This window comes from Pseudarthrobacter sp. TE9888 (assembly GCF_056279345.1).
The window spans coordinates 373,595-397,194 of record NZ_JBWBRD010000002.1 but is presented as its reverse complement, the minus strand read 5'-3'; the positions used below and the strand labels follow the sequence as shown (position 1 = coordinate 397,194).

The 23,600-nt window shown below is 65.9% G+C and carries 27 protein-coding genes; 16 read left to right on the top strand and 11 right to left on the bottom strand.

Going from position 1 to position 23,600, the window contains the following annotated elements:
* Window positions 1-3 precede the first annotated feature (3 nt).
* The 3 genes from ACZ9J7_RS02430 to ACZ9J7_RS02420 are packed head-to-tail and all read right to left on the bottom strand — an operon-like array spanning window position 4 to window position 2,673.
* A complete protein-coding gene (locus ACZ9J7_RS02430) occupies window positions 4-738 on the bottom strand; it encodes a cation efflux transmembrane domain-containing protein (RefSeq protein WP_307359154.1) in 735 nt (244 codons plus the stop codon).
* 11 nt (window positions 739-749) lie between these two features.
* Window positions 750-1,076, bottom strand: a complete 327-nt coding sequence (locus ACZ9J7_RS02425) for an ArsR/SmtB family transcription factor (protein ID WP_307359151.1) — start codon at window positions 1,074-1,076, stop codon at window positions 750-752.
* A gap of 58 nt (window positions 1,077-1,134) precedes the next feature.
* Window positions 1,135-2,673 carry an LCP family protein gene (locus ACZ9J7_RS02420; protein WP_476206714.1) on the bottom strand — a complete coding sequence of 513 codons (1,539 nt, stop codon included), beginning with the start codon at window positions 2,671-2,673 and terminating at the stop codon, window positions 1,135-1,137.
* Window positions 2,674-2,874: 201 nt separating this feature from the next.
* On the opposite strand from ACZ9J7_RS02420, the gene ftsW reads away from it, so the two are divergent.
* Together ftsW and ACZ9J7_RS02410 are read left to right on the top strand one after the other, a co-directional pair.
* Entirely contained in the window at window positions 2,875-4,194 is a 1,320-nt protein-coding gene (gene ftsW, locus ACZ9J7_RS02415) for a putative lipid II flippase FtsW (protein ID WP_307359142.1), read from the top strand.
* Complete coding sequence (locus tag ACZ9J7_RS02410; protein ID WP_307359139.1) at window positions 4,178-5,464, top strand: MFS transporter; 1,287 nt, start codon at window positions 4,178-4,180, stop codon at window positions 5,462-5,464. Before ftsW ends, ACZ9J7_RS02410 begins: the two co-directional genes overlap by 17 nt.
* On the opposite strand, the gene ACZ9J7_RS02405 is transcribed toward ACZ9J7_RS02410, so the two are convergent.
* Entirely contained in the window at window positions 5,461-5,607 is a 147-nt protein-coding gene (locus ACZ9J7_RS02405; protein WP_307359137.1) for a hypothetical protein, read from the bottom strand. The two genes, ACZ9J7_RS02410 and ACZ9J7_RS02405, sit on opposite strands and share 4 nt — an antisense overlap.
* Window positions 5,608-5,904: 297 nt before the next feature.
* Window positions 5,905-6,657 (bottom strand): ANTAR domain-containing protein, encoded by a 753-nt coding sequence (locus ACZ9J7_RS02400; protein ID WP_476206711.1) that lies wholly within the window; start codon window positions 6,655-6,657, stop codon window positions 5,905-5,907.
* Window positions 6,658-6,880: 223 nt separating this feature from the next.
* Between ACZ9J7_RS02400 and ACZ9J7_RS02395 the strand changes: the two genes are divergently transcribed.
* Window positions 6,881-7,399, top strand: coding sequence for a MarR family winged helix-turn-helix transcriptional regulator (locus ACZ9J7_RS02395; protein ID WP_476206709.1), 519 nt, complete (start codon window positions 6,881-6,883; stop codon window positions 7,397-7,399).
* Between the two features lie 62 nt (window positions 7,400-7,461).
* A complete protein-coding gene (locus ACZ9J7_RS02390; RefSeq protein ID WP_476206708.1) occupies window positions 7,462-7,956 on the top strand; it encodes a hypothetical protein in 495 nt (164 codons plus the stop codon).
* 146 nt (window positions 7,957-8,102) lie between these two features.
* Here the strand turns inward: ACZ9J7_RS02390 and ACZ9J7_RS02385 are convergent, their stop codons facing one another.
* Complete coding sequence (locus tag ACZ9J7_RS02385; RefSeq protein ID WP_476206707.1) at window positions 8,103-8,426, bottom strand: hypothetical protein; 324 nt, start codon at window positions 8,424-8,426, stop codon at window positions 8,103-8,105.
* Between the two features lie 306 nt (window positions 8,427-8,732).
* Here ACZ9J7_RS02385 and trxB point away from each other — a divergent pair, with 306 nt between their 5' ends.
* Window positions 8,733-9,710 carry a thioredoxin-disulfide reductase gene (gene trxB, locus ACZ9J7_RS02380; RefSeq protein WP_476206705.1) on the top strand — a complete coding sequence of 326 codons (978 nt, stop codon included), beginning with the start codon at window positions 8,733-8,735 and terminating at the stop codon, window positions 9,708-9,710.
* Window positions 9,711-9,738: 28 nt separating this feature from the next.
* On the opposite strand, the gene ACZ9J7_RS02375 is transcribed toward trxB, so the two are convergent.
* Window positions 9,739-10,080: a thioredoxin domain-containing protein gene (locus ACZ9J7_RS02375; protein ID WP_307359124.1), complete on the bottom strand. Its 342-nt coding sequence runs from the start codon at window positions 10,078-10,080 to the stop codon at window positions 9,739-9,741.
* A gap of 287 nt (window positions 10,081-10,367) precedes the next feature.
* Here ACZ9J7_RS02375 and ACZ9J7_RS02370 point away from each other — a divergent pair, with 287 nt between their 5' ends.
* From ACZ9J7_RS02370 to ACZ9J7_RS02355, 4 genes are all read left to right on the top strand, one after another.
* A complete protein-coding gene (locus ACZ9J7_RS02370) occupies window positions 10,368-10,889 on the top strand; it encodes a PAS and ANTAR domain-containing protein (RefSeq protein ID WP_307359122.1) in 522 nt (173 codons plus the stop codon).
* Window positions 10,890-11,123: 234 nt separating this feature from the next.
* The gene (locus ACZ9J7_RS02365; protein WP_476206701.1) at window positions 11,124-11,555 is read left to right on the top strand and encodes a hypothetical protein; all 432 of its coding nucleotides are present in this window, start codon (window positions 11,124-11,126) and stop codon (window positions 11,553-11,555) included.
* A gap of 91 nt (window positions 11,556-11,646) precedes the next feature.
* Entirely contained in the window at window positions 11,647-12,864 is a 1,218-nt protein-coding gene (locus ACZ9J7_RS02360; RefSeq protein ID WP_476206700.1) for an MFS transporter, read from the top strand.
* Between the two features lie 57 nt (window positions 12,865-12,921).
* Entirely contained in the window at window positions 12,922-13,623 is a 702-nt protein-coding gene (locus tag ACZ9J7_RS02355; RefSeq protein WP_476206698.1) for an esterase/lipase family protein, read from the top strand.
* Here ACZ9J7_RS02355 and ACZ9J7_RS02350 read toward each other — a convergent pair.
* Window positions 13,592-14,719: a flavin-containing monooxygenase gene (locus ACZ9J7_RS02350; protein ID WP_476206696.1), complete on the bottom strand. Its 1,128-nt coding sequence runs from the start codon at window positions 14,717-14,719 to the stop codon at window positions 13,592-13,594. The genes ACZ9J7_RS02355 and ACZ9J7_RS02350 overlap by 32 nt on opposite strands.
* 115 nt (window positions 14,720-14,834) lie before the next feature.
* Between ACZ9J7_RS02350 and ACZ9J7_RS02345 the strand changes: the two genes are divergently transcribed.
* Window positions 14,835-15,488 (top strand): TetR/AcrR family transcriptional regulator, encoded by a 654-nt coding sequence (locus ACZ9J7_RS02345; protein WP_476206694.1) that lies wholly within the window; start codon window positions 14,835-14,837, stop codon window positions 15,486-15,488.
* 62 nt (window positions 15,489-15,550) lie between these two features.
* On the opposite strand, the gene ACZ9J7_RS02340 is transcribed toward ACZ9J7_RS02345, so the two are convergent.
* The 3 genes from ACZ9J7_RS02340 to ACZ9J7_RS02330 form a co-directional block, all read right to left on the bottom strand.
* Window positions 15,551-16,660 carry an ABC transporter substrate-binding protein gene (locus ACZ9J7_RS02340; RefSeq protein WP_476206692.1) on the bottom strand — a complete coding sequence of 370 codons (1,110 nt, stop codon included), beginning with the start codon at window positions 16,658-16,660 and terminating at the stop codon, window positions 15,551-15,553.
* Between the two features lie 91 nt (window positions 16,661-16,751).
* Window positions 16,752-17,591, bottom strand: a complete 840-nt coding sequence (locus tag ACZ9J7_RS02335; RefSeq protein ID WP_476206690.1) for an ABC transporter permease — start codon at window positions 17,589-17,591, stop codon at window positions 16,752-16,754.
* Between the two features lie 41 nt (window positions 17,592-17,632).
* Complete coding sequence (locus tag ACZ9J7_RS02330; RefSeq protein ID WP_476206688.1) at window positions 17,633-18,487, bottom strand: ABC transporter ATP-binding protein; 855 nt, start codon at window positions 18,485-18,487, stop codon at window positions 17,633-17,635.
* A 190-nt stretch (window positions 18,488-18,677) separates the two neighbouring features.
* Between ACZ9J7_RS02330 and ACZ9J7_RS02325 the strand changes: the two genes are divergently transcribed.
* From ACZ9J7_RS02325 to ACZ9J7_RS02300, 6 genes are all read left to right on the top strand, one after another.
* Window positions 18,678-20,318, top strand: a complete 1,641-nt coding sequence (locus ACZ9J7_RS02325) for an ATP-binding protein (protein WP_476206687.1) — start codon at window positions 18,678-18,680, stop codon at window positions 20,316-20,318.
* Window positions 20,302-20,979: a response regulator gene (locus ACZ9J7_RS02320; protein WP_476206685.1), complete on the top strand. Its 678-nt coding sequence runs from the start codon at window positions 20,302-20,304 to the stop codon at window positions 20,977-20,979. The genes ACZ9J7_RS02325 and ACZ9J7_RS02320 overlap by 17 nt, the downstream gene beginning before the upstream one ends.
* 190 nt (window positions 20,980-21,169) lie before the next feature.
* Window positions 21,170-21,736, top strand: coding sequence for an alternate-type signal peptide domain-containing protein (locus ACZ9J7_RS02315; RefSeq protein ID WP_476206683.1), 567 nt, complete (start codon window positions 21,170-21,172; stop codon window positions 21,734-21,736).
* 76 nt (window positions 21,737-21,812) lie between these two features.
* Window positions 21,813-22,424, top strand: a complete 612-nt coding sequence (locus tag ACZ9J7_RS02310; RefSeq protein ID WP_476206681.1) for a hypothetical protein — start codon at window positions 21,813-21,815, stop codon at window positions 22,422-22,424.
* The gene (locus tag ACZ9J7_RS02305; protein ID WP_476206679.1) at window positions 22,414-23,058 is read left to right on the top strand and encodes a signal peptidase I; all 645 of its coding nucleotides are present in this window, start codon (window positions 22,414-22,416) and stop codon (window positions 23,056-23,058) included. Before ACZ9J7_RS02310 ends, ACZ9J7_RS02305 begins: the two co-directional genes overlap by 11 nt.
* Window positions 23,059-23,556, top strand: a complete 498-nt coding sequence (locus ACZ9J7_RS02300) for a hypothetical protein (protein ID WP_476206677.1) — start codon at window positions 23,059-23,061, stop codon at window positions 23,554-23,556.
* The last annotated feature ends 44 nt before the right edge of the window (window positions 23,557-23,600 follow it).

The following is a 23,600-nucleotide window of genomic DNA, read 5'->3' as shown; positions in this document are numbered from 1 at the left end:
AAGTCAGCTTTTCCTGATGGGCTGAAGTCCCAGCTGGGGCCTGCCCGCTGAGTCAGGCACAGGGGTTGAGCTCGTACAGTCCGGGCAGCAACCCTCCGGGCGGTCGGCAGCGGCAGCCACCCGCTGCGGCACAGCGCAGCAGGCGTCCCCGCGCCACGCGTTGATGCCTTCACGGACGGCGAGGCCCGCGATGGCAAGCGCTGCTCCAGCGTCGGCCCACCACCAGCCCAGGGCGCTGTTCAGGACGAGTCCAACCAGCAGCACCGCGGAGAGGTAGGTGCACAGGAGCGTCTGCTTGGAGTCCGCGACGGCAGTCCGGGACCCGAGCTCTCGGCCGGCGCGGCGCTGTGCCCAGGAGAGAACGGGCATGATGGCCAGGCTCAGCGCCGCGATCACGATGCCCGGCAGGGAATGCTGTGCTTCGCCGCCGCCGGCCAGGGACCGGATGGAGTCCGCGGCGACGAACGCTGCCAGTGCGAAGAACGATACGGCGATGATCCGCAGGGTCAGGTGTTCGCGGCGTTCGGGATCCTTGGCGGAGAACTGCCATGAGAGCGCCAGTGCTGAGGCCACCTCGATTACCGAGTCCAAGCCGAAGCCGATCAGCGCGGACGAATCAGCAGCGCCCCCGGCCCAGAGGGCAGCGATGGCCTCGATGATGTTGTAGGTGATGGTGGCTGCAGCGAACAGCCTGATCCGCCGGTTCAGCACGCGCCGCCTGGCGACGGTGGGTGCCATGCCTGGGTCCGTCACGCCAGGCACTCCCCATCCGGCGCGCAGCAGGCAGGGTCCACCGCCAGGACAACGCCCAGCAGTTCCTTGATGGCATGGCCGATTGCCTGATCCGCCAGCTCGTAACGGCTCCGTCGTCCATCCGGCACTGCAACAACCAGCCCGCAGCCCCGCAGGCAGGTCAGATGGTTGGACATGCTTTGGCGGGATACCCCCAGGCTGTCTGCCAGGTCGGAGGGGTAGCACGGTGACTCCGCGAGGGCCAGCAGCACCCGCGCGCGGGTGGGATCCGAAACGGCATGGCCGAAGCGGGCCAATACCGGGGCGTGGGTAAGGGTCTGCATGTCCCAAAAGTACAGCCGAAGCTGTATTCAGGCAAAAGTGGATTCCTCCGGGGCCTGCCTAGTAGCCGGCGGGGTTGGCTGACTGGCAGGTCTGGTCGCTGCCGGTCTGCGCCACCACGCTCCCGGAGGAGTCGGCGGACGACGGCGGTGCGGCGGGCTTGGTGCCGGTGGCAAAGTCGGTGCCGGCATACAGCTGCACGCCCTGGATGTTCGCCACCTGCTGGACACTGGTGGCCGGCAGGCCGAAGAGTGCTGCCACGTCGGCGGCGACGTCCTCGAACCCGGCCGAGTAGTACACCATGGTCTGGCTTTGGGCCTGGGCCTGCAGCTTGGTCACCTTGGTGAAGCCGGCATCGGAGAGAAGCCCCGCAATCGCGGTGCTCCGCCCCGCCACCCCGGTGCCGTTGGCGATGGAGACCGGCTGCAGCGACTTGTCGTATGCCGGCGCGGCAGGGGTTGCGGGCGCCTCCGTGGGGGCCGCAGGGGCCGGCTGGCTCAGGTCCGGGCTGTTGCGGAGGGCGGCGAAGAAGTTGGATGCCGCCGGCTCATCCAGGGTCAGCCGGTTGGGGTCCTGGGGGGACGGCACCGTCGGGGTGGTGATGAAGTTGATGTTGGCTGGATCGATGTTCTTCAGCCGGTTGGCGATGGTCAGCAGCGACGGGATGGAGGACAGGCCCGAATCGACAGTCAGGTTCTTGGTGATGGTATCGGCGATGGTCAGCGTCTTCTGCGGGTTGCCCAGGGTGCCCTCGGACTTGAGCTTGCGGCTCAACGAGGCCAGGAAGGCCTGCTGTGCCTGGATGCGTCCCAGGTCCCCGCCATTGGCGAAGGCGTGCCGGGTGCGCAGGAACGCCAGCGCCTGGTCACCCTGCACCTGCGACTTGCCGGCCGGCAGGTTCAGGTGGGAATCGGGATCGTTGACGGCAGCGGTGACGCAGACCTCCACACCGCCAACAGCGTTGGAGAGCTCCTTTACCGCGTTGAAGTCGGCCATCATGAAGTGGTCCACTTCCAGGCCCGTGAGCTTGTTCACCGTGTCCACCGCGCAGCCAATGCCGGCCTGCGCCATGGCGCTGTTAATCATGGCGCTCTTCTGCTCGGGGTACGCCTGGTTGGTTTTGGAATCCGTGCACGCCGGAACGTCCACCATCAGGTCACGCGGGAAGCTGACCACGTTGACGTGCTTGTTGTCTGCCGAGATGTCCAGCAGCATCATCACGTCAGACTGCCCGTAGCCGGAGGACTGGTCCGCCGTGCCGTACTGGCTGTTGTTCCCGCTCCTGGTGTCCGACCCCAGGACCAGGATCTGCAGCCGGTCCGTGCTGTCATTCACGGCACCTTCGGTACGCTGCCCTCCCGCAGACAGCTGCGAGGTGCTGATGTTGGACTGCAGGCGCCAGGCCCAGTAGCCGCCGAACGCCAGGACGCCAAGGAGCAGCACGGACACCACGGCGGTGACGGCTTTGACCCAGCGGGGGGCGTGGCGGAAAGGCCGACGGCGGCGCGAACTGGCGGCGTACAGCTCCCCTTGGCCGGGGTAGGCGGGCGAGCTGGCGGCTTCCTGTTCCGGGCCGGGGGATTTTTTGGAACCGAACACGACGAAATGACCTTCGGGAGGGGACAGGTTTCCGTTACGCTACACGCCGAAGCTGGCAATTCACCCAGAACCGTAGCGCTGGCGGGTGTCCCGGCGCCTCCGCCGGGGTGTGGGGGCGTACTCTTTCTTCTCGGCGGTATCCGCCCCGGCGATGGGCCCGGCCGTGGGGAAAGCCCGGTGTGCAGGCTGAGGAACGGACAAATGGATACAGGACAAAAACAGCACGGAACGGGCCGGCCCGCCCGGCGCGGGTTGGGCAAACTGGCGGTCTGGCTGGAGGACGACTCCCCGGGACGCCTGCGCCCGCTGATCCTGGCGGTGGTCCTCACGCTCTCGGCGATCGGACTCGTGGAGGTGGCATCGGCGTCGTCCGTGGAATCCGTGGCGGCAGGAAACAATCCGTACGACCTTCCGCTCAAGCAGGCCATGTGGACCGTGGCCGGCGTGGTGCTCATGCTGGTGCTGGCGCGCATGTCGGTGCGGCGGATCCGGTGGCTGGGCTGGCCGCTGCTGATCGGTTCCCTGTTCGCCCTGGTGCTGGTGTTCACGCCGCTGGGGATGTCCGTGAACGGCAACCGGAACTGGCTGAGCGTGGGCGGCTTCACCGCCCAGCCGTCCGAATTCGCCAAGCTGTCGCTGATTGTGTGGGGCGCCGGCATCCTGGACCGGAAGCAGGCACTGCTGGGGCAGTGGAAGCACGCCGTGATCCCGCTGGCACCAGCAGGAGCGCTGATCATGGGCGTCGTGGCGCTGGGGCACGACCTTGGCACCACCATGATCATCATGCTGATCCTTGCCGCCACCATGTTCTACGGCGGCGTGCGGATGAAGGTGTTCTCCGTGGCCGGGCTGTTCTGCGTGGCGGCGGCCCTGGTGCTCGCGGCCACCAGCGGCAACAGGATGGGCCGGATCTCCTCCTGGCTGGGCATGGGCTCCGACGAGGACGCCCAGGGCATGGGCTACCAGGCGCAGCACGGCGCCTACGCCCTGGCCTCCGGCAGCTGGTTCGGTGTGGGCCTGGGCCAGAGCCGGCAGAAATGGAACTGGATCCCGGAAGCCCACAACGACTTCATCTTCTCCATCCTGGGCGAGGAACTGGGCTTTGCCGGGTCGCTCCTGGTGCTGGGCCTGTTCGCCATCCTGGCCATTGCCGTGTTCAAGACCATCGCCCGCACCACCAACACGTTCTCCAGGATCGTCGCGTGCAGCATCATCACCTGGATCCTGGGCCAGGCGGTCATCAACATCGCGATGGTCAGCGGGCTGCTGCCGGTGATCGGCGTGCCCCTGCCGTTCATCTCCTACGGCGGCTCGGCCATGGTCTCCTCACTCGCCGGAATCGGGGTAATCCTGGCCGTAACACGCCCCGAAGGAACTGTTCCCCCTGGCCGCGGCCGCCTGGGCCGGGGACTGTTGGGCCGCGGGCGCTTCCGCGGGGACAGGCCGGAGGATGCCAGGCCGCACGGAGCGGTGGCCGGCCCCGCCGTGGAGCAGGTCCGGGAGCATGCCCACCAGCGCTAGTGCCGCCGGGCGGGGTCCCGCGGCGCCCATCACCGCCATCCGGTTCATCCTGGCCTTCGGCATCATCAGCGCCTTGATGGACATGGTGTACGAAGGCGCCCGCAGCGTCACCGGCCCGTACCTCGGCGCGCTGGGCGCCTCGGCACTCCTGGTCAGCGTTGTCACCGGCGCCGGCGAGGCAGTGGCCCTGGTCCTCCGCCTTGGGTTCGGGCGGCTTGCGGACAGGCCCGGGCTGCGGTGGGCACTGGCAATCGGCGGATACGCCCTGACTGCCGTGTCCGTTCCGCTGCTCGGCCTCACCGACGCGCTGTGGATCGCCTGCCTCCTGGTCCTGGCGGAGCGGCTGGGCAAGGCCGTCCGGAGCCCCGCCAAGGACACCATGCTGGCCGAGGCAGGATCCGCGATGGGCCAGGGAAAGGCGTTCGCACTGCACGAGGCCCTGGACCAGGTGGGGGCCTTGCTGGGGCCGCTGCTGGTGGGTGCGGCGCTGGCGCTTTCGGGCAGCTACGGCCCGGGGTTCCTGCTGCTCGCGGTCCCCGGACTGGCGGCCATGCTGATCCTCTTCTGGCTGCGGCGGAGGGTCCCTGACCCGGGCCTGTTCGAGCCGACGGACGTCCAGCCCGCCGGTCCTGTTCCCGGCGAAAGCAGCCCCGTCCACGGCGATGCCGCCGCCGTGTCCGGCAAGACCGCCCCCATGCCGCGCCAGTACTGGCTCTACGCTGCGTTCAGCAGCCTGACCATGTTCGGCTACGCCACGTTCGGACTGCTCTCATTCCACCTGGTGGCCACCGGCCTGCTGCCGCCCGCCATGGTGCCGGTCCTCTACGCGGCAGCGATGGGAGTGGACGCGGTCGCCGCCCTGGCCTCCGGCTGGCTCTTTGACCGGGTGGGATTGAAAGTCCTCCTGGTCCTTCCCGTCCTGGCGGCTGCGGTGCCGTGGCTGGGTTTCAGCAACAATGCGGCGCTGGCCGTGGCCGGGGTGCTGCTGTGGGGAGCGGCCATGGGCGTCCAGGAAAGCACCATGCGGGCCGGGGTGGCCGGGCTGGCTCCGGTTGCCCGCCGGGGGAGTGCCTATGGGATGTTCACCGCGTGCTACGGGCTCGCGTGGCTGGCCGGAAGCGTCCTCATCGGGTGGCTTTACGAGTACTCGACTCTAGCCCTCGCCGTCACCGTCACGGCTGTGCAGGCCGCCGCCATGGTGCTCTTCGTCGTCGTCCGTCCCCACGCCGCACGCCCTGAACTGCAGTCTCCGGGAACCGAATCCTCCTAGGCGACCGCTCCGGCGATCTCCGGGCACTCAATGCAGCGGACGTCCGCAACCAGGGAACCGGCGTCGTCCTTTTGGAAGTGGGTGACGTGATTGGTGGTCCTGCCGCAGGTGGGGCAGTAGCTCTGGCTTTGTTTAGTCCACATGCATGAATAATACGGAAAGCCGCGCCAAACGAAAGGTTAAGGACCAGAAGTATGTGGATCCCCGCACGTCCTGTGACCGGATCTTGACCAAACCTGCTGGCGATTCTTCAGGGAACACTGAGTTTCGCCGCGTAGCTTGGGCGCATCAGGCAGTACGGAAGGAGCGCAGGACAATGACCATCACCGATTACATCGTGGCTCTCGGCGGCATGCTGGCTTCACTCGGATGTGCAGGACTCGTGGCCGCCGGCCTCATCAAGGCGCGGGCGCGGCACCAGGCGTAACCCGGTCGGCCGGCTACGCGATCGCCGGGGGGTCGAAACGCGTTCGGGGTGCGCCGCTGGGCATCGCCTTCAGGATGCTGTCCGCCACGCTGCGCACTTTGAGGTTGCGGTTCCTTGACGTTCCCGCCAGCCTGCTGAACGCCTCCGCGTAGGAGCAACGGTTCTGCGCCATGAGCACGCCGCAGGCAACGTCGATGCTGGTGCGGCTCTCCAGGACCTGCTTCAGGTTGTCGCCGGCACGGATCACGCCGTGGACGTCCAGGGCCAGTTTCAAGCTGCGCGATGCAACATCGCCGAACCACGCGGCTTCACTGGTGACCCGGGGGGTGAATGCGTGATTGGCCGGGCCCAGGAACACCAAGGCGGCGGATACGCCCGGTTGCAGTTCCAGGGGCACGACCAGGGCCGCGCCGAAGCCGTGCTCCAGCAGCCGCCGCCGGTAGGCCTGCCAGCGCGAGCCTGCCTGGCCCACCACCGTGGGCGCGGCCAGCGCGGTGCCCAGCGCGGCCGGGCCGTCCGAGTACTCGTCCTCCGAGGCTGCAACGGCTGCCGCCTCCGGGGTGCTTCCCGCTGTGGCGGTGCATCCCCGCTGCCGGTACAGCACCGCGGCACATTCAACCCCGGTTCCTGCCGCGGTACTGAGCCAGCGGGCGGAGGCGTACGCAAGCTTTTGCAGGGATGCGGCCTCGTCCTCAGCCCCGGTCATCAGGTCCAGCAGGAACCCCTGCCGATCGGGCCCCTCATTGTTCGCCGGGCCATCAGCCACCCCGCACCCCCATCTGCCATTACCCCAAGGCCGTGCTGCCGGGGATTGCACAAAAACCTATTAGTCCGGGCAGGCCTCCGGCACGAGTAGCCAGTACTCTACTTTTCCCCGGGGGCCTGGGGAGATACCTGTTCGTTTCCTCCGAGGGGAGGTGGGCGGGCGGCAAGTGGGCTACCATGGGTTTGTTAGACGGCCAAGCAAGTAGGATATCGAAGGAATTCGCATGAACCCGCATGGTGCAAGCGAAGGCTCCTGGTACCCATCTGCCGAGGGGAACCGGTCCCGGGCTGTCGACGTCATCAATGCCCTTCGGGAGTTCCGGACCTCGGAGAGCGCCATGAGAAGGCGCACCCGTTCCTCGGTGGCCATGGGGGAGACTGACCTCCTGGCGCTCCGGTACCTGATCGACGCAGAGGCCGCGGGCGTTGGCATCCGGCCCACGCAGCTTGCCGCCCGGCTGGGTATCACCTCCGCATCGATGACCAGCCTCGTGGACCGCCTGGTTGCCGCCGGCCACGTGATCCGCGAACCCCACCCTTCGGACCGGCGGGCCGTAATTCTTCGGCCCACCCCGGGCGCCGACGAGGAGGTGCGGCATAACCTCAACCAGCTGCACAAGCGCATGCTCGAGGCCGCAGAGTCACTGACGCCCGAGGAAATCACCGCTGTCATGAACTTCCTGCTGCGCATGCGGGAAGCGGTTGATGCCGTGGAACCGAGCCCGGTTTCCGGACTCCGGTAGACAAGTCAGTAATCCTAGTTAGACTAGCTACATTGTTTGGTAACTATCGGATGGCGGATCGCATGACTGCAGTACTTGAACCTCAGGCAGCGGGACAACCGATCCCTGTCCAGGCCCACGATGACATCCAGCTCCACCTGGCGCCGATGGAGCTCCAGGAGCCCCCGGCATCCGCTCTGCCGGAAGAGCATGCGGCGCCGATGGATCTGGAAGACCCGGCCGCACCCTTCCACTGCGGCGTGGCCATGACCGCCGGGCCCGTCCCCATCGCATCCCTGGGGTGGGCGCCACTGGAGCTCGGCTCATCGGAATGGTCCTGCGCCTGCGGCTACACCATGGACAGTGGGCCCGCCGGTGACCCGCTGGAATCCGTCCGGCTGGCATCAGCCAGGGTGGAGAGCCTTCAATGGGAACTTGACGCCGCCCAGGAGCAGTTCGAAAACGCCTTGAGGACCGCTTCGAAGCGCGGCGCGGAAGAGGATGCCCTGGGCAGGGCGGCCGGCCTGAGCGCAGTGGAACTCCAGGACGTCCTCGCTGGCGGCTCCGGGCTGCTGTAAGCCCACGGGCCGCGGAAGGCTCTTAACAGCCCGAAGTGCAGCCATCCGTCTGTTCAGATGCAGCTGCACTTCGGGTTGTTGGAAGCGGAAAAGCGGTTGCGGCCTGCTCTGGCCCGAAAAGTGGGCGCGGCGAGCGGCCGGGAGTTTTATGCGGCCAGCCGTACCGGCGCGGTACGCGGATGGCGGCGGTTGGGCAGCACGCTGATGGTGCAGGGTGCCTGGTCCGGATCGATCCGCGCGGGCAGCTGCCTTGTTTTGGAAGCGGCGTGGAGCATTTCCAGCGCCTCCTCATCCACCCAGGCGCTGGAGATATCAAGCTCCAGGTCCAGGCCTCCCCTCAGGGAGTTGGCACGCTTTGCCACTACATAGAGGGCGTTGACGCTGTGGATGGTGATATGCCCCTTTGCAATCACCTGGGCCTTGCTGTGGTCCAGATCGACCCGGACCACGATGTTCAGCTTAGAGTTCAAGATATAAAGCCTTCCCCGGCATTGGCTGCGACGCTGCAGCTTCTTGCATGACCTGTTTGCTTAAGCCTCAACTAGATTAGGCAACCAATGTGATGTGCGCAACACAGTGACGTTTGTTACATCGAACGCAGTTTCCTCTCGGTTGGAGGAGCGGTTCGTCACCCGCTGCCCCGTTCTTGGCCCTGGGCACCGGGCGAATGGAAGAATCAGACCTAGTAATCAAGGCACGCACTCAACAACCGACTACCGGTCTGCCGGCCGCCCAGCACGCGGACGCCCAGCAGTACCGCCACCGAAGGACACGCAATGAGCAAAGAACAGCTGATCATCATCGGCTCCGGCCCCTCCGGCTACACCGCCGCCATCTACGCAGCCCGCGCCGGCTTGAACCCCCTGGTTCTGGCCGGTTCCGTCACCGCCGGGGGCGCCCTGATGAACACCACCGAGGTGGAAAACTTCCCTGGTTTCCCCGGCGGCGTCCAGGGCCCGGAGCTGATGGACGGGCTGCAGCAGCAGGCGGAAAAGTTCGGCGCGCGCATCGAGTACGACGACGCCACGTCCGTTGACCTGAAGGGTCCGGTCAAGCGCGTGGTCACCGGAGCGGGGGAGACGTACGAGGCCCAGGCCGTCATCCTGGCCACCGGCTCCGCCTATAAGGAACTCGGACTGCCGGAGGAGAAAAAGTTCAGCGGCCACGGCGTCTCCTGGTGCGCCACCTGCGACGGGTTCTTCTTCCGCGAGCAGGACATCATCGTGGTGGGCGGCGGCGACTCGGCCATGGAGGAAGCAACCTTCCTGACCCGGTTCGGAAAGTCCGTTACCGTCGTGGTCCGCAAGGGTGAGCTCCGCGCGTCCCGCATCATGGCCCAGCGTGCCAAGGACAATCCCAAGATCCGCTTCGCCTGGAACTCCGCGGTGACTGCCATCCACGGCGACGGCAAGGTCACCGGGGTGACCCTGACGGACACCCGCACCGGAGAAACCCGGCACCAGGATGCCACCGGCATCTTCGTGGCCATCGGCCACCTGCCGCGCACCGAGCTGGTGGCGGGCCAGGTGGACCTGGACGAGGAAGGCTACATCAAGGTGGATGCCCCCACCACGTGCACCAACCTGTCCGGCGTCTTTGCCTGCGGCGATGCCGTGGACCACCGCTACCGGCAGGCCATCACCGCTGCCGGCACCGGCTGCGCCGCGGCCCTGGACGCCGAGCGCTTCCTGGCCGCCCTGGAGGACGCCGCCAGCATCGCTACGGCACTGGTGGAGGAGCCGACCCACAGCTGAATGCTGTGCAGCGCGATGGCTCCCCGGGTCAGACGACTTCGGGGAGCCTTCCCGTTAAGACCGAAACGGGTGCTGAGGACCAGCGTTCGCGTTCCGGCTCGTACGAGATCACCATTGACGGGTCGCTCTCGCGCGCCTCGTCGATGGCCAGCAACAGGGCGTCCTCCATGTGCCTGGCGTATTCCAGCCGCTCGGGCTGGGAACCCTGCAGCCCGCCGTCGTCAATCAGCACGTGGCCCTTGCCGTCCACGATGACTTTCAATGAATACCCGCTGTCCTCATGAAGGGACCCCCGGGTGGATGAAATTTCCGTGACCCGGTCTGCCCGGACCAGCCCGTTGCCCAGCGTGCGGATCCACACTTCACCCATGAAATGACCTCCCCTTGGCTGTGGGCGCAGATCATCGGCGCCCCATAAGGCGAACGCTACTCCTTCGCGGGCAACTTGTGACCCCCGCATTCTTACCGGGCTTGCGCCGAAAAATGGGGTGCCCGTCCGGCGCCTTTGACCTATGCTGGTTGTCGCCAGCCCACCTGGGGTTTAACCGACTTTGGGAGGAACTTATGTGGTCGAAACTTGATGCGTATCTCTTTCCGCTCCGGCCACCGGCAACGTGTCCCTCCGGCACCTTCGTGCTCCACGTTCCCTCTGGAAGGATGGAGTGGTCCGAAGGCATGTTCGGCATTCACGGCCTCAAGCAGGGCGAAGTGGTGCCCACCCTGGAACTCTTTATGGCCCACAAGCATCCGTTGGACCGGGAGCCGGTCCGCGCCCTCTGGGAAAACCTGCTGGACGGCGGCGGCCAAGGCGCGCTCCTCCACCGGGTCATTGACGTGCGCGGCAGGGAGCGGCGCGTTTTTTCCGCAGTCCAGGCCATGGCCGATCCATCAGGACACGTTGAATATGTCCGCGGATTCATGGTGGATGTGACCCAGAGCCTTCGCATCGAATCCCAGCACGCGGCAGAGGAAGCCATCGAGGGGGCATACGGGCATAAGGCCCTGATCGAACAGGCCAAGGGCGTTGTCATGGCGCTGCGGGGTGTGGACGGGCCGGCGGCGTTCCAGGTCCTGGCCACCAGGAGCCAGCACGCCAACACCAAGCTGCATTTTGTTGCCGAAGAACTGGTGAGTGCCGCGGCGGACGGCAAAGCCGATGAACTGCTGGCGGGCTACTGATTCCCCGGCACAGCATCTCCCCGCCCGGCTCCTGCCAGCGCCCGCGGGACCTTCGGCACTTCCCGCCGTCGTACGCCAGGGGCGACTCTGGTTGCACGTCCGTGGGCGCCCCCTTCCCTTGCATCGATTGCTGGGTAACTGCCGTTTTGAGCGCCGAAAACGGCCGGTACGGAGCAATCGATGCGGGATCAGGGGCCTTACGGCGGGAGCCAGGAAACCGGTGAGGAGGGTGGCATGGCAGGCAGGTCCGGCGCCGGCCGCAGCGGCAGCATAGGCTCCGCGATCGTCAACGCCCTGCTGCTTTACGGGATCAACATCTGGCCCGGGTGGCAGGTGCTGCCGTTCCTGACGGCGGACATGGCCCGGGTCCTGGACCTGATCAATGCCTCGTTGATTGCCGGCATCATCGTGAATCTCGTGTGCGTGCTGATCCGCTCCAGGGTGCTGCTGGCAGTGGGAAACCTTGTGGTCATGGGCATCGGGGTGGCTGCCATGCTGCGCCTCTGGGACGTCTTCCCCTTCGACTTCGGCACCGCCTGGTCCGGCTGGCCCGTCCTGGCGCGTGTCTTCCTGGTCCTCGGAATCGTCGGCTCGATCATTGGTGCCATTGCTGAGCTGGTGAACCTGTTCCGCGCCCTTGCCGGGCTGGAGCCGCGGGCACGCTGAGGGCCGGCAGAACCATCAGAGCGCCCCCGGAGATTCCTGGCAGCCCCGCCAATGCGGGAGGTCCGGATCGGGCGGCCATAGGATAAATCTGATGACTTCCCCGGATGACCCCGAGCCCTTCAACCTGCGCAGCATTGCGGTGGCCGCCTTCGGCCCCACGTTGCTTTTCGGAATCGGGCAAGGTGCCATCCTGCCGGTGGTGGCCTTGTCCGCCCGCGACCTGGGTGCCTCGGTGGCGGTGGCAGCCCTGATCGTCACCCTGATCGGACTGGGGTCCTGGTTCTTCAACCTGCCCGCGTCCCTGGTGACCCTGCGCTTCGGCGAACGCTGGTCCATCGTGGGCGCCGCCGTCGCCGCCGGCCTGGCCCTGGCAGCCGCCGCCACGTCCTCCCTCGCCCCGAGCGGACTATGGCTGCTCGCCATGGCGATGACCGTCGTCGGGATGTCCGGGGCGGTGTTTGGCCTGGCGCGGCAAAAATACCTTACCGAGGCGGTGCCCGTGGCGTTCCGTGCCCGCGCGCTGTCCACGCTGGGTGGCGTGAACCGGATCGGGGTGTTCATTGGGCCGTTCGCGGGGGCGGCGGTGATGCAGTTCTTCGGCATCGCCGGCGCCTACTGGGTGGGCGTAGTGGCGATGGCGGCCGCCGCACTGCTGTCCCTCACCATCCCGGACCTTACGACGCCGGAGGTCCGCACGGGTGCGGACGCCGGGCCCCAGCCCACGCTCCGCAGCGTTGCGGTGTCCCACGCCGGGGTGTTCCTTTCGCTGGGCGTGGGCATCCTGCTGCTCAGTGCGCTGCGCTCCTCCCGGCAGGTGGTGATCCCGCTCTGGTCCGACCACCTGGGCATGGACGCCACCTCCGCATCCCTGATCTACGGGCTGTCCGGCGCAATCGACATGCTGGTGTTCTACCCGGCCGGAAAGCTCATGGACCGCAAAGGCCGGCAGTGGGTGGCGGTCCCGTCCACGCTGCTCATGGGCACCGCGCTGCTCCTCATCCCGCTGACAGGTTCCTTCGTGGGGCTGCTGCTGGCCGCGCTGCTGATCGGGTTCGGCAACGGGATCAGCTCCGGGCTGGTGATGACTCTGGGCGCCGACTTCTCACCGGACCGCGGCCGGGGACAGTTCCTGGGCCTCTGGCGGTTCATGGCGGACGCTGGCTCCACCGGGGGACCGGTGCTCCTCTCCGGGGTGACGGCCCTCGCCTCCCTGGGTCCGGGGATCGCCGCCACGGGCGTCCTGGGGTTCGCGGCGGCGGCGGTGTTCGCCGTCGTGATTCCCCGCCTCAAGCACCGCCGCAACTACTGAAGCGTGTTTGCGCGGCCGGTTGGTGGGTAGGCCGCGCCGCGAGGCTATTCTCGACTCATGAGTGATCCCGGCGCCGCTGCCCGCATCAGTCCGCTGCAGAAGGCTGTGTGGTGGGCGCAGGACTATGTCTACGCCACGGGCTGGCAGGTCCGCGGATTCTTCTCGCGCGTCCAGCCGGCGTCCTTCCGCAACGGGACCCGCCCACCAGTAGTGATCATTCCCGGCGTGTACGAAAACTGGCAGTTCATGATGCCGCTCATCCAGGCCATCCACGACGCCGGGCACCCGGTGCATGTGGTCACGGTGCTTCAGCGCAACAAGCTGAAGGTGCCGGACGCCGCCAAACTGGTGGCCCAGCACCTGGAGGAGGCAGGGTTGCGCGATGCCATTCTCGTGGCCCACAGCAAGGGCGGACTGATTGGCAAGTACACCATGCTGTCCCTGGATCCCGAACACCGGATCGACCGGATGATCGCTGTGTGCTCGCCGTTTTCCGGCTCGCGCTACGCCCGGTACATGCTGCTGCCCAGCCTGCGCATCTTCTCGCCGCGGAACGCCCTGACCCTCCAGATGTCCCGTGAGCTGGCCATCAACAGCCGCATCACTTCCCTCTACGGGCCGTTCGATCCGCACATCCCGGAGGGGAGCGTCCTGCCCGGGGCCACCAACATCGAGCTGCCGGTGGCCGGGCATTTCCGCATCCTCGGCGACCCCGCCACCGCCCGCATCATTGTGCAGCAGCTGAACCTTCCGGCCTGACGTTCCCGGGCAGTTGCGTTGTCCCTGACCCGCGTGGCGCTTTGGCGGCGATGTGCCGGGCGATGAAGGCCGCGTCCCTTCCCACGCCGTGCACCATGGAGGATGCCAGCGACTGTTGGAAGGTGGCCCCGAGGAAATACAGCCCCTGCGTTTTGGCTAGGCCGCGGACCTGCTCCGGCTCCCCGTCCGGGCCGAACACCGGCAGGTCGATCCACGCCAGGTCCGGCCGGAATCCGGTGCACCAGATGACGTTGGAGATTTCAAGCGTCCTGCCGTCTGCGAGCAGTGGGCGGCCATCCTCGGCGCCCTCCGTCCTGGGGACGCGTTCGACGCCGGAACGCACCAGGTCAAGGTCCTTCACCCTGACCAGTGGCCCGCTGTGGGCCAGGATCTGCGGGCGGGCTTTCCGTCCGGCGGGCGTGTTGAGGTTGAGGACGTGTGAGAAGGCGAAGAAGACGGCGAGGGTGAGCGGACGCGCCGCTACCGCTTCGATGGGCCAGGGAATCTGGCCGGGGTGCCGGCCGGAGAGATAGGTGGTGCGGGTGGACGCGAGTTCAAGCGCGACGTCGGCTCCGGAGTTGCCTGCCCCCACCACGAGGACGGGGCCTGGTGACAGGTCGTCCGGGCTCTGATAGCTGGCCGCCGTGAGCTGCCTGATATCCGGGCTGAGTTGCCCGGCGAAGGCCGGCACCTTGGGTGTTCGGTCCCAGCCGGGGGCGACCACCACGTTGTCCGCCTCCAGGTCTTGGCCGTCGGCTTCGATGGTGAAACTGTTTCCGTTGTGGCTGAGGCGGGTGACCCTGCGATTGTTCCTGATGGGGAGGTTGAACTTCTCGGCATAGCTGCCGAGGTAGTCGGCGAATTCTTCACGCGACGGGTAGGACCAGGGCGGGCCGGGATAGCGGCTGCCGGGAAGCGCGTCGTACCGGGCCGGGGTGAAGAGCCGGAGGGACTGCCATCGGTTGCGCCAGCTGTCCCCGGTCCGCCCGTTGCCGTCGAGGATGACGTAAGGGCGTTTCAGGCGCGACAGGTGGTAGGCCATCGCCAGTCCTGCCTGGCCGCCGCCGATGACCGCGGTGTCGAAGTGCTCTGACATGATGCCCTCCCCTTCCGCCCCTGTTCCGCTGCGTTGGCGCCGTGCGTTGCTGTGCGGGGCTTCCTGCTACAATTCATCCGAATAGTATTCGGATGAATAAAGGGTAGGCCTGGAGATGAGTGGAGTCAACGCCCCTTCCCGCAGCTACCACTCGCCGCGGCGGCAGGAACAAGCGGCAGCCACCCGCGACGCCGTGCTGGCCGCCGCCCGCGAGCTCTTCATAGGGGAGGGGTACCGGGCCACCACGGTGGCGGGCATTGCGCGGAGGGCCGGAGTCGCCGTCGACACCATCTATGCGGCCATCGGACGGAAGCCGGACCTCATGCGGGAAGTGGTGGAAGCGGCCATCTCGGGCACCGGCCAGGCAGTGCCCGCTGAACAACGGGACTACGTGATCCGCCTGCGGGAGGCGGACGGGGCGGCCCGTAAGATTTCGATCTACGCCCACGCGCTGGCCGGAATCCAGCCCCGCCTGGCGCCGGTCTACCTGGCCCTCCGCGACGCCGCCGGCACCGATCCCGACTGCGCAGCGCTCTGGACCGGGATCTCCGAACGGCGGGCCGCCAACATGCTTAAGTTCGTGGCGGACCTTGCCGCCACCGGCGAGCTGCGAACGGACCGCCCGGCCGCCGAACTTGCCGATGCTGTCTGGAGCATGAACGGGCCTGAATACTGGGTGCTGCTGGTGGATCAGCGTGGGTGGTCGCCCGGGCAGTTCGCCGAGTGGCTGGCCGACGCGTGGTGCAGGCTGCTGCTGGCGGGGCAGTAAGCGCCCCTTCGGAACGCCGTGGTGGATATCCGGAGGAGCGCTGTCAGGCCTGTGCGGCAGTCCTACCCATCCGTGCCGGCGGGAGTGGTGGTGGCCGTGTAGCCCTCGAGCTTCAGCGCAGCCTGGGCGTACTTCTGGTCGAAGGTGTCCGCGACGTTGACCTTGGAAGTGTCAACCCCGATGGTCTTCTCCTCGTCGAAGACCGTCTTCGGGCCACCGGCGGGCATGATGCCGTCCGGAAGGAACTGGCCCTTGTCCTGGTCCAGGGCCTTGATGTAGTCGTCCTTGCTGATGGTGCTGTTCTGGACGAAGTCCTGGGGCAGCTTGTCGGCGATCTCCTGGGCGGAGTGGGTGCTGATCCAGTGCATAGTGTCCACGAGCGCGTCGACTACCTTCTGGACCTCATCCTGGTGGCTGTTGACCCAGTCCGTTTGTGCGAGCAGCCCGGCGGACGGCAGGCTGCTGCCCAGGGCAGCCTTGGCGCCGTCCGCGGTCGCGAGGTCGATGGCCGGAACAGCGAGATTCTTCGATTCCAGCGCGCCGACTGTTGGCTGCGTGGTCATGACGCAGTCCGCCGAACCACGCTGGATGGCCGCGATGGCGGTGGCACCTGCCCCCACGGCGATGGTGTGGTAATCCTCCTTGGACAGGCCGGCCTTTGACGCGATGAACTGCGTGAGTTCATCGGTGCCTGAGCCGAGGTCCGTGACGCCGACGGTCTTGCCCTTCAGGTCGGCGCCGGAGTGGACATTGGCGTTGGGGCTGCACATGATCCGCTCACCCGGCGCGCCGGAGAGCTGGATGAGGTTGGTGACCTTCTTGCCCTTCGCCTGGAAGTCCACGGTGTGGATGTACCACGCTCCGGCCATGTCCACCTGTCCGGACGCCATGGCCTCCTCGGCTCCCACGCCGCCCTGCTGCTCGGTGGAAAGTTCCATCTTGACCCCGTACTTTTCGTAGTAGCCAAGCTGCTGGGCCAGCTGGTAAGGGAGGTAGATCTGCTTGTCGATGCCGCCCACCATCATCTTCACTGTGGGCATTGAGCTGCTGCCGGCGGCCGCACTGCCGCTCGCTGAACCGCCACTGGCGGCGGGAGTGGAACTGTTGCCGCACGCTGCGAGGCTGAGGGCCACGGCACCTGCAGCGGCGGCGGCAAAGATAGAGCGCTTCATCATCATTGTTTTACGCATCCTTTGGTTCGTCCCGAACGGGACATGGGTGGTTGTCATTGGGTATTGCAGGTCCAGCGGGTGGGAGGGCGGGTCAGATGGCCTGGGCTTCGGAACGGTTTGGCGGGCGCCACTTCAGGAGCCGGTGCTCAAGCAGGTTGATCAGGGACTCAGCAAAAAGCGTGACGACGGCGATGATCACCATGCAGGCGAACACTGTGTTCGGGTCGAACGTGCCCTGTGCCTGGCTGATGATGAGTCCGATTCCCTTTTGGGCGCCAAGTACCTCGGCAACGAGGGCGCCGATGATCGCGAAACCGAACGCCGTGTGCAGGCTGGCGATGATCCACGTCATTGCTGATGGGATGGTCACGTGCATGGCCACCTGGAACGGTGAAGCGCCGAGGACACGGACGTTGGCTACCAGGTTCTGGTCCACTTCACGGACGCCCTGGAATGCATTAAAGAAGACCACGAAGAAGACCAGTACGGCCGCGAGCAGGATCTTCGGGAAGACTCCCAGGCCAAAGGCCACAATGAAGATCGAGCCAAGCACAATGCGGGGAATGGAGTTCACAATCCGGATGTAGGGCCCAACCACGGCTGAGAGGTACTTGTTGGATCCCAGGAGGATGCCGAGCACCACGCCCACCGCAGTTCCCAGGAGGAACCCGAGGAATGCTTCCTGCGCGGTGACGCCCAGGTTCTCCCAGATGCTCCCGAACGCCGTGCCTTTCGTGAAGAGTTTGACCAGGCTGGCCCAGATTTCGGAGGGCTGGCCGAAGAAGAATTTGTCCACCCATCCCTCCGTGGTGAACCACTGCCAGCCGCCGATGACCGCGACGGCCAAGATCACCCGGCCGGCCCAAATGGACGTGGAGCGGCGCCGGGCCTTTACCCTGCCCGCGTTCTGTGCTGCTGTCTCTGGTTCCACTGGCTTCCCGCCTTTGTGGGTGTCTTGATGAGTGAGGGTTGTCATGCCGCACCCGCCGTGACTGCATACGCGCGGGTGACCTCGTCCTTTAGGGACTCCCAGATGCGCCCCTGCAATTCCAGGAAGCGCTGTTCATGGCGTATCTCCTGCACGTTTCCGCGGGGCCGGGGGAGATCGATGTCGAAGACGTCCTTTACCGATCCCGGGCTGCTGGTCATAATGACCACCCGGTCGGACAGGGCCACGGCCTCGTCCAGGTCATGGGTGATGAAGAGGACGGAGGGCCGGAGCTCCTCCCAGAGCTTGAGGAGCTCATTTTGCATGATGGCTTTGGTCTGCACATCCAGTGCTCCGAACGGCTCATCCATGAGGAGGATCCGGGGATTGTTGATCAGGGCAGCGGCCATGGCAACGCGCTTTCGCATGCCACCTGAGAGCTGGTGCGGATAACGGTCCTCGAATCCGGCCAGGCCAACACGGCGCAACCAGTCCCGGGCAAGATCGGTGGCCTCCCGCTTTGGCATTCCCAGCAGGCTGGGCCCCATCATGACGTTGCCGAGCACGCTCTTCCAGGGGAAGAGGGCATCAGCCTGGAACATGTAGCTCACCCCGTTCGTGATGCCTTCCACGAGGTTGCCGCCAACCTTCACGGAGCCTGCGCTTGGCTGTTCCAGGCCCGAGACCTGGGCCAGGGTGGTGGATTTGCCGCAGCCCGTCGGTCCGACGATGGAGCAGAACTGGCCCGCTTCGACGGTCACGTTCACGTCCCTGATGGCCGTGAAGGTCTCACCCTTGGGAGTGAGGTAACGCTTGGTCAGGCTGCTGACTTCGATGCGGGCCCCGTCGTCGGCCGTGCGTGGGGGGCCGGGCGGCCGGGCGGTGTGGATGGTATTCATTGCAAGACCTCGCTGTCTTTTGATCCAGGTAATTCCGGTCCGTGATGTGGATCACTGGAACTGTGTGAAGCTTAGGAAGTGAACATTGTTGCCAGAAAGACTTCAGTAAGATGTGTGCTTTAGCCGCAAAAGTGCACGTTTTGTGCGTTTTCTGCTGCCCGGTCAAACTGCGGCGATTCCGGGGGTTCCGATGAGCCGTCGGCGGATGGCCGGGCTCCTCCGCCTCCGCCGCCATTTCTCGACATTGACGGCCCAGATCCTCCTGGCCTCACTGTCCCTGCTGCTGTTCACGGTGGTTTTGGGCGGCCTGCTCTTCTCGATGATCAGCAACCAAACCTTGGACCAGCAGTACCAGCTCCGGGCATTGGGCATCGCGACGACGACGGCGCAGATGCCCGAAATCCGTTCCGCGCTCGCGGCGGGGGATCCCGGGCACGTCATAGATGGACTCGCCCACGGCATCATGGCCGCAGCGCAGCCCGACTACGTGGTGGTCAGCGACACGGATGGCACCCGATTCTCGCATCCGGACCCGGCGCTGATCGGGCGCAGGCTGGAGGAGCCGGTGGCGGTCCTGGACGGACAGACCCACGTGGGTTTCGACCCCGGCAGCCTGGGCCGCTCGGCCAACGCCAAGGCCCCGATTTTCGACGCCGGGGGAGCGGTGATCGGCCAAGTGTCGGTCGGGATCGAGGATACCCAGGTCCTGAGCAACCAGATGCAGAACATTTGGTTGATCACCGGCTTTTCAGCACTGGTCCTGGCTTTGGGCATCGCCGGTTCGCTGTTGCTCTCACGGCGGATCAAACGCGTCACCTTCGACCTGGAACCGGCTGAAATCGCCTCCCTGCTGCAGGAACGCGAGGCACTGTTGCATGGAATCAGGGAGGCCGTCGTCGGGCTGGACGACGACGGCAGGGTAACGGTGATCAACGAGGAAGCCAGGCGGCTGCTTCACCTGGAAGGCGAACCACTGGGAAAGCCCATCGCCGACCTGCTTCCACACGGCCGGCTGCGGGACGTGCTCGCCGGCCGGCTGCCCGGCGCCGACCAGGTGGCCCTGACCGAGGACGCCCTGTTGGTTGTCAACCGGATGCCTGTCTCCACTGCCGGGCGGAGCATCGGTTCGGTGGTCACGCTGCGGGACCGCACCGAGATTGAAGGGCTGGTTCGCGACCTGCATTCCATCCAGGGCCTGATGGAGGCCATGCGGGCCCTGGAACATGAGTACGCCAACCGGCTCCATATCGTGGATGGCCTGTTGGAAATGGGAGACCTGGACCAGGCCAAACGGTACGTCTCGCAGGTGTCCACCATGTCCAGGTCGCTGGGGGAGCGGCTGCGCGCCACCATCGCGCCGCCTGAGCTGGCGGCCCTGCTGCTGGCCAAGATAGCCGTTGCTGCAGAACAGGACGTGCAGATGGACGTCACCGCCGACTCCCGGCTGGAACGTCCGGAAGTGGACGATACGGAACTGGTCACCATCGTGGGCAACCTCCTTGACAACGCCGTGGATGCGCTGGCAAATACGCCCCGGCCGCGGGTGGTGACCGTCCAGTTCGACGACGCGGACGGCACATTCATTGCCGTCCGGGACAACGGGCCAGGGGTTCCGGCCGACAAGATCGACCAGGTCATGGTGGATGGATACTCGACGAAAGACCCCCGCCCCGGCATGAGGCGCGGCATCGGTCTGGCGTTGGTCAGCAGGATTGTGCGCAGGGCCGGGGGCACGCTGGACGTATTCCCAGGGCCCGGCGGTAATTTTGAGGTGTGGCTGCCGGCAAAGACGCCGACAGCTGGCGAGGACAGGAGTGCGCGCGTTGATTAGGACGCTGGTGGTGGACGACGATTTTAGGGTTGCCGGAATTCATGCGGCCCGGGTGGCCCGGGTGGATGGGTTCGAGTGCGTCGGCCAGGTGTACAGTGCGGCCGCTGCGCGGGAAGCAATCGCGGACTTGGGTCCCGACCTGCTCCTGCTGGACATCCATTTGCCCGACGAGGATGGACTGTCCCTTCTGCGCTCCCTGCAGGCGGCCGGGACCCAGGTGGATTGCATCGTCATTACCGCCGCCCAGGACCTGGCCACCGTAAAATCCGCGATGACCAGCGGTGCCGTCTACTACCTGGTTAAGCCTTTCGGGTTCGACCGCCTCCGCACCCAGTTGGAGGCCTACCGGCAGTGGCGGGAGGAACTGGAGTCGGTTTCGATGGCCAACCAGGCAACCATCGACAACCTATACAAAGCGAGGTTGGCCGGAATCAAGGCAGCAGCCCCGGCCCCGCGGCTGCAGCCCACCATGCAGAAGGTGTACGACGCCGTTAGGACAGCCCGCGGGCCAGTCAACGCGGCGGAAATTGCCGGGCAACTTGGTGTCAGCCGGCCAACTGCCCAGCGGTACCTGAGCACCCTGGAACGCAAGGGCCTGCTGGTCCTGGACCTCACCTACGGGAGCACGGGCAGGCCATTGAATTCCTACACGGTGCCGTGACCGGGCAGCGCTTTACCCTCGCCCGTCAATAAGGGCGCGGTTCGGGTAGAGGCGCAGGTCAGACCTCGGTTGAACTTTCAAATACCTTGAGCTTTCATTGACCGTTTACCCCCTCGCGTCCTGAGGTTGGCGGTGCAAAGTGGTCCCCAGTTAGACCACAGCACACCAACCAAGTCTGAGGGGACACATCATGAAGAACAGCACTCTGATCAAGGGAACCGCAGCCATCGCCGTAGGCGCCGCACTGCTGCTGGGCGGCGGGGGCACCCTGGCCAACTGGAACGCGGCCGACGCCGCGGCTCCCGGGACGATTAGCTCCGGTGACTTGAACGTCAAAGCAAGCACTGGAGTATGGACCGACCGGGCGGGCAACGTCATCAACAACATCGGTGCCTACCGAGTGGTTCCGGGTGACAAGTTGACTTACAAGCAGGACCTGACGGTGACGCTCATTGGCGACAAGATGGCCGCAAACATTGTGGTCAGCGGTGCTAATGCCGCCAACAACTTCACCCCCGCCAATGTGACTGTTACCGGTCCTGACCTCAAAGTCGGTGCTGCAGCCGTCGCAAATCCCCTAACAGCCATCAGCGGAACCTCAACGAGGACTGTCACGGCTACTACGACCTTCGAATTCAAGGCCGCTACCTCGGATCGAAACGATGTCAACACCAGCTACAACCTGGGAAATGTTAGCTACACGCTGACCCAGGTCGTGTCGGCTCCCGGGCTGGCTGACCCCACCCCCCAGCCATAGCCGTGTGCCGGCGGGTGGTCGGTGAATAGCCACCCGCCTGCATGATCAGGCGACAGGACCATAACCAGGAGGGACCATGCGCACCAAGCGCAGGCTGCAGACGGCGGCACTGATCGCCGTTGCCGTGGTCCTGGGCCTGTTCGCCGTGCAGGGTACCTTCGCACTCTGGAACGCCGTGGCCTCGGCAGCACCGGGCACTGTCACCTCGGCGTCGTTCGATACAGCGCTCCAGGCGGTCAATACCGGCACCACGACCAACATGACCCTCGCGGACGGGAAGACGGCGGCAACGCTGACCCTGTCGCCCGCCGGGGTCCTCGGTCCGGGCACGTCGGTCAACGGCGGGGTGGTGGTCACCAATAACACCAACGCCGGCGGCCAGTTCAACACTGCAATCACGGCGGGGCCGCCAAGCGTGGCGAACCTCAACGGGGGAGTGCTTGCCACGTACGCCAGCGTCAGCGCGAAGGTGGCAGCCTCACCCGCCGATTGCAGCAACGCCACCGGCTACGCGGCGATCGGTGCGGCAGGGCTCGTCTCACCCACGGTGGCCAAGGCAGGCTCAACTGTCTTCTGCTTCCAGGTCAGCCTTGATTCCAGTGCCCCATCAACAGTGAAAGGACAGGCAGTGAACATCTCGATCCAACTCACCGCACGTCAGCTTTGCGGGGTGCCCAGTGGCTGCTGACCTGACCGAACGCCTTCCCGGCGGCGCAGCCGGACCTTTGAAGCGGTGGACCGGGACTGCCCAGGCCACCCCACGAAGTGGAACCAAACGCATAACCGCGTGGGCCGCCGTCGGACGCTTCCTGAGCATGGCCGCCATGCTGGTGGCGCTGTTCGCAGCCCTGGTCCTCATCGTGGTGCCGGTGGCCACCGGCTCGCAGACCTACACGATCCTGACCAAGTCCATGGCCCAGAAATATCCGCCGGGTACGTTCATGGTGATGAAGCCCGCGCCGTTTGACGAACTCAAGTACGGCGACGTCATCACCTTCCAGCTCTATTCGGGCCGGCCGGACGTGGAAACGCACCGGATCGTCGGCTTCGGTTCCACCCAGCAGGGCGAAAAGACCTTGATCACCAAGGGCGACAACAATGGTGCCAACGATCCCGAACCGATCCGCGCCATCCAGGTCAAAGGCAAGCTGTTCTACGCCGTACCGTACGTGGGCTTCGTGGCGAACTTCCTGGGGAACTCAGACCGTGGCACTTGGACGGTGATCGCAGCGGTGGCGCTGATCGGCTACGGCGCCATCACGGTGTACACGTCCTTCCGGAAGACCCGCAAGCGCGATGACCAGGCAGCCGAGGCTGAATAGATGGCAAGGTTCCGGGATCTTCCAGGCGCGGCGCTCGCTGTAGGGGCCTTCGTGCTCACGGTGCTGCTGGGTGGTGGCGTCGCCTCGGCGTCGGCACTCTGGCAGCAAAGCGCCACCGCGACCATGACCGTCACCGCATCCGGAACCTGGTCTGTAACTCCGTTCTCGCAGTTCACATGCTCCAATGACAGCCCGCAAAAGGTTGCCACCCTTGCCGCGGTGGCATCGAAGGCTCCGACGACCGTGACCTACGCGGCTCTCCAGGCGAATGGAACCTACGGGCCGTCCTACACGGAGGGAGTGGCGGTGGGAACAACAAGTACTGTGACGCTGACGATTGGATCGCAAATCGTTTTGGCCAACCGGACAACAACCCCGCTGACCATCCGGGTCACGGCGACCTTTGCGGACCAAAGCCAGACAAGTGCCACGGCAAAAGTGGCCCTGGAACAGGGCAACAACAGCGACAAGGTCACCTGCGTGTCCACATCGCTGTAAGCGCCACCCGCCAGCTCGGCGGAAGAAGGTGCCGCTGCATCCCC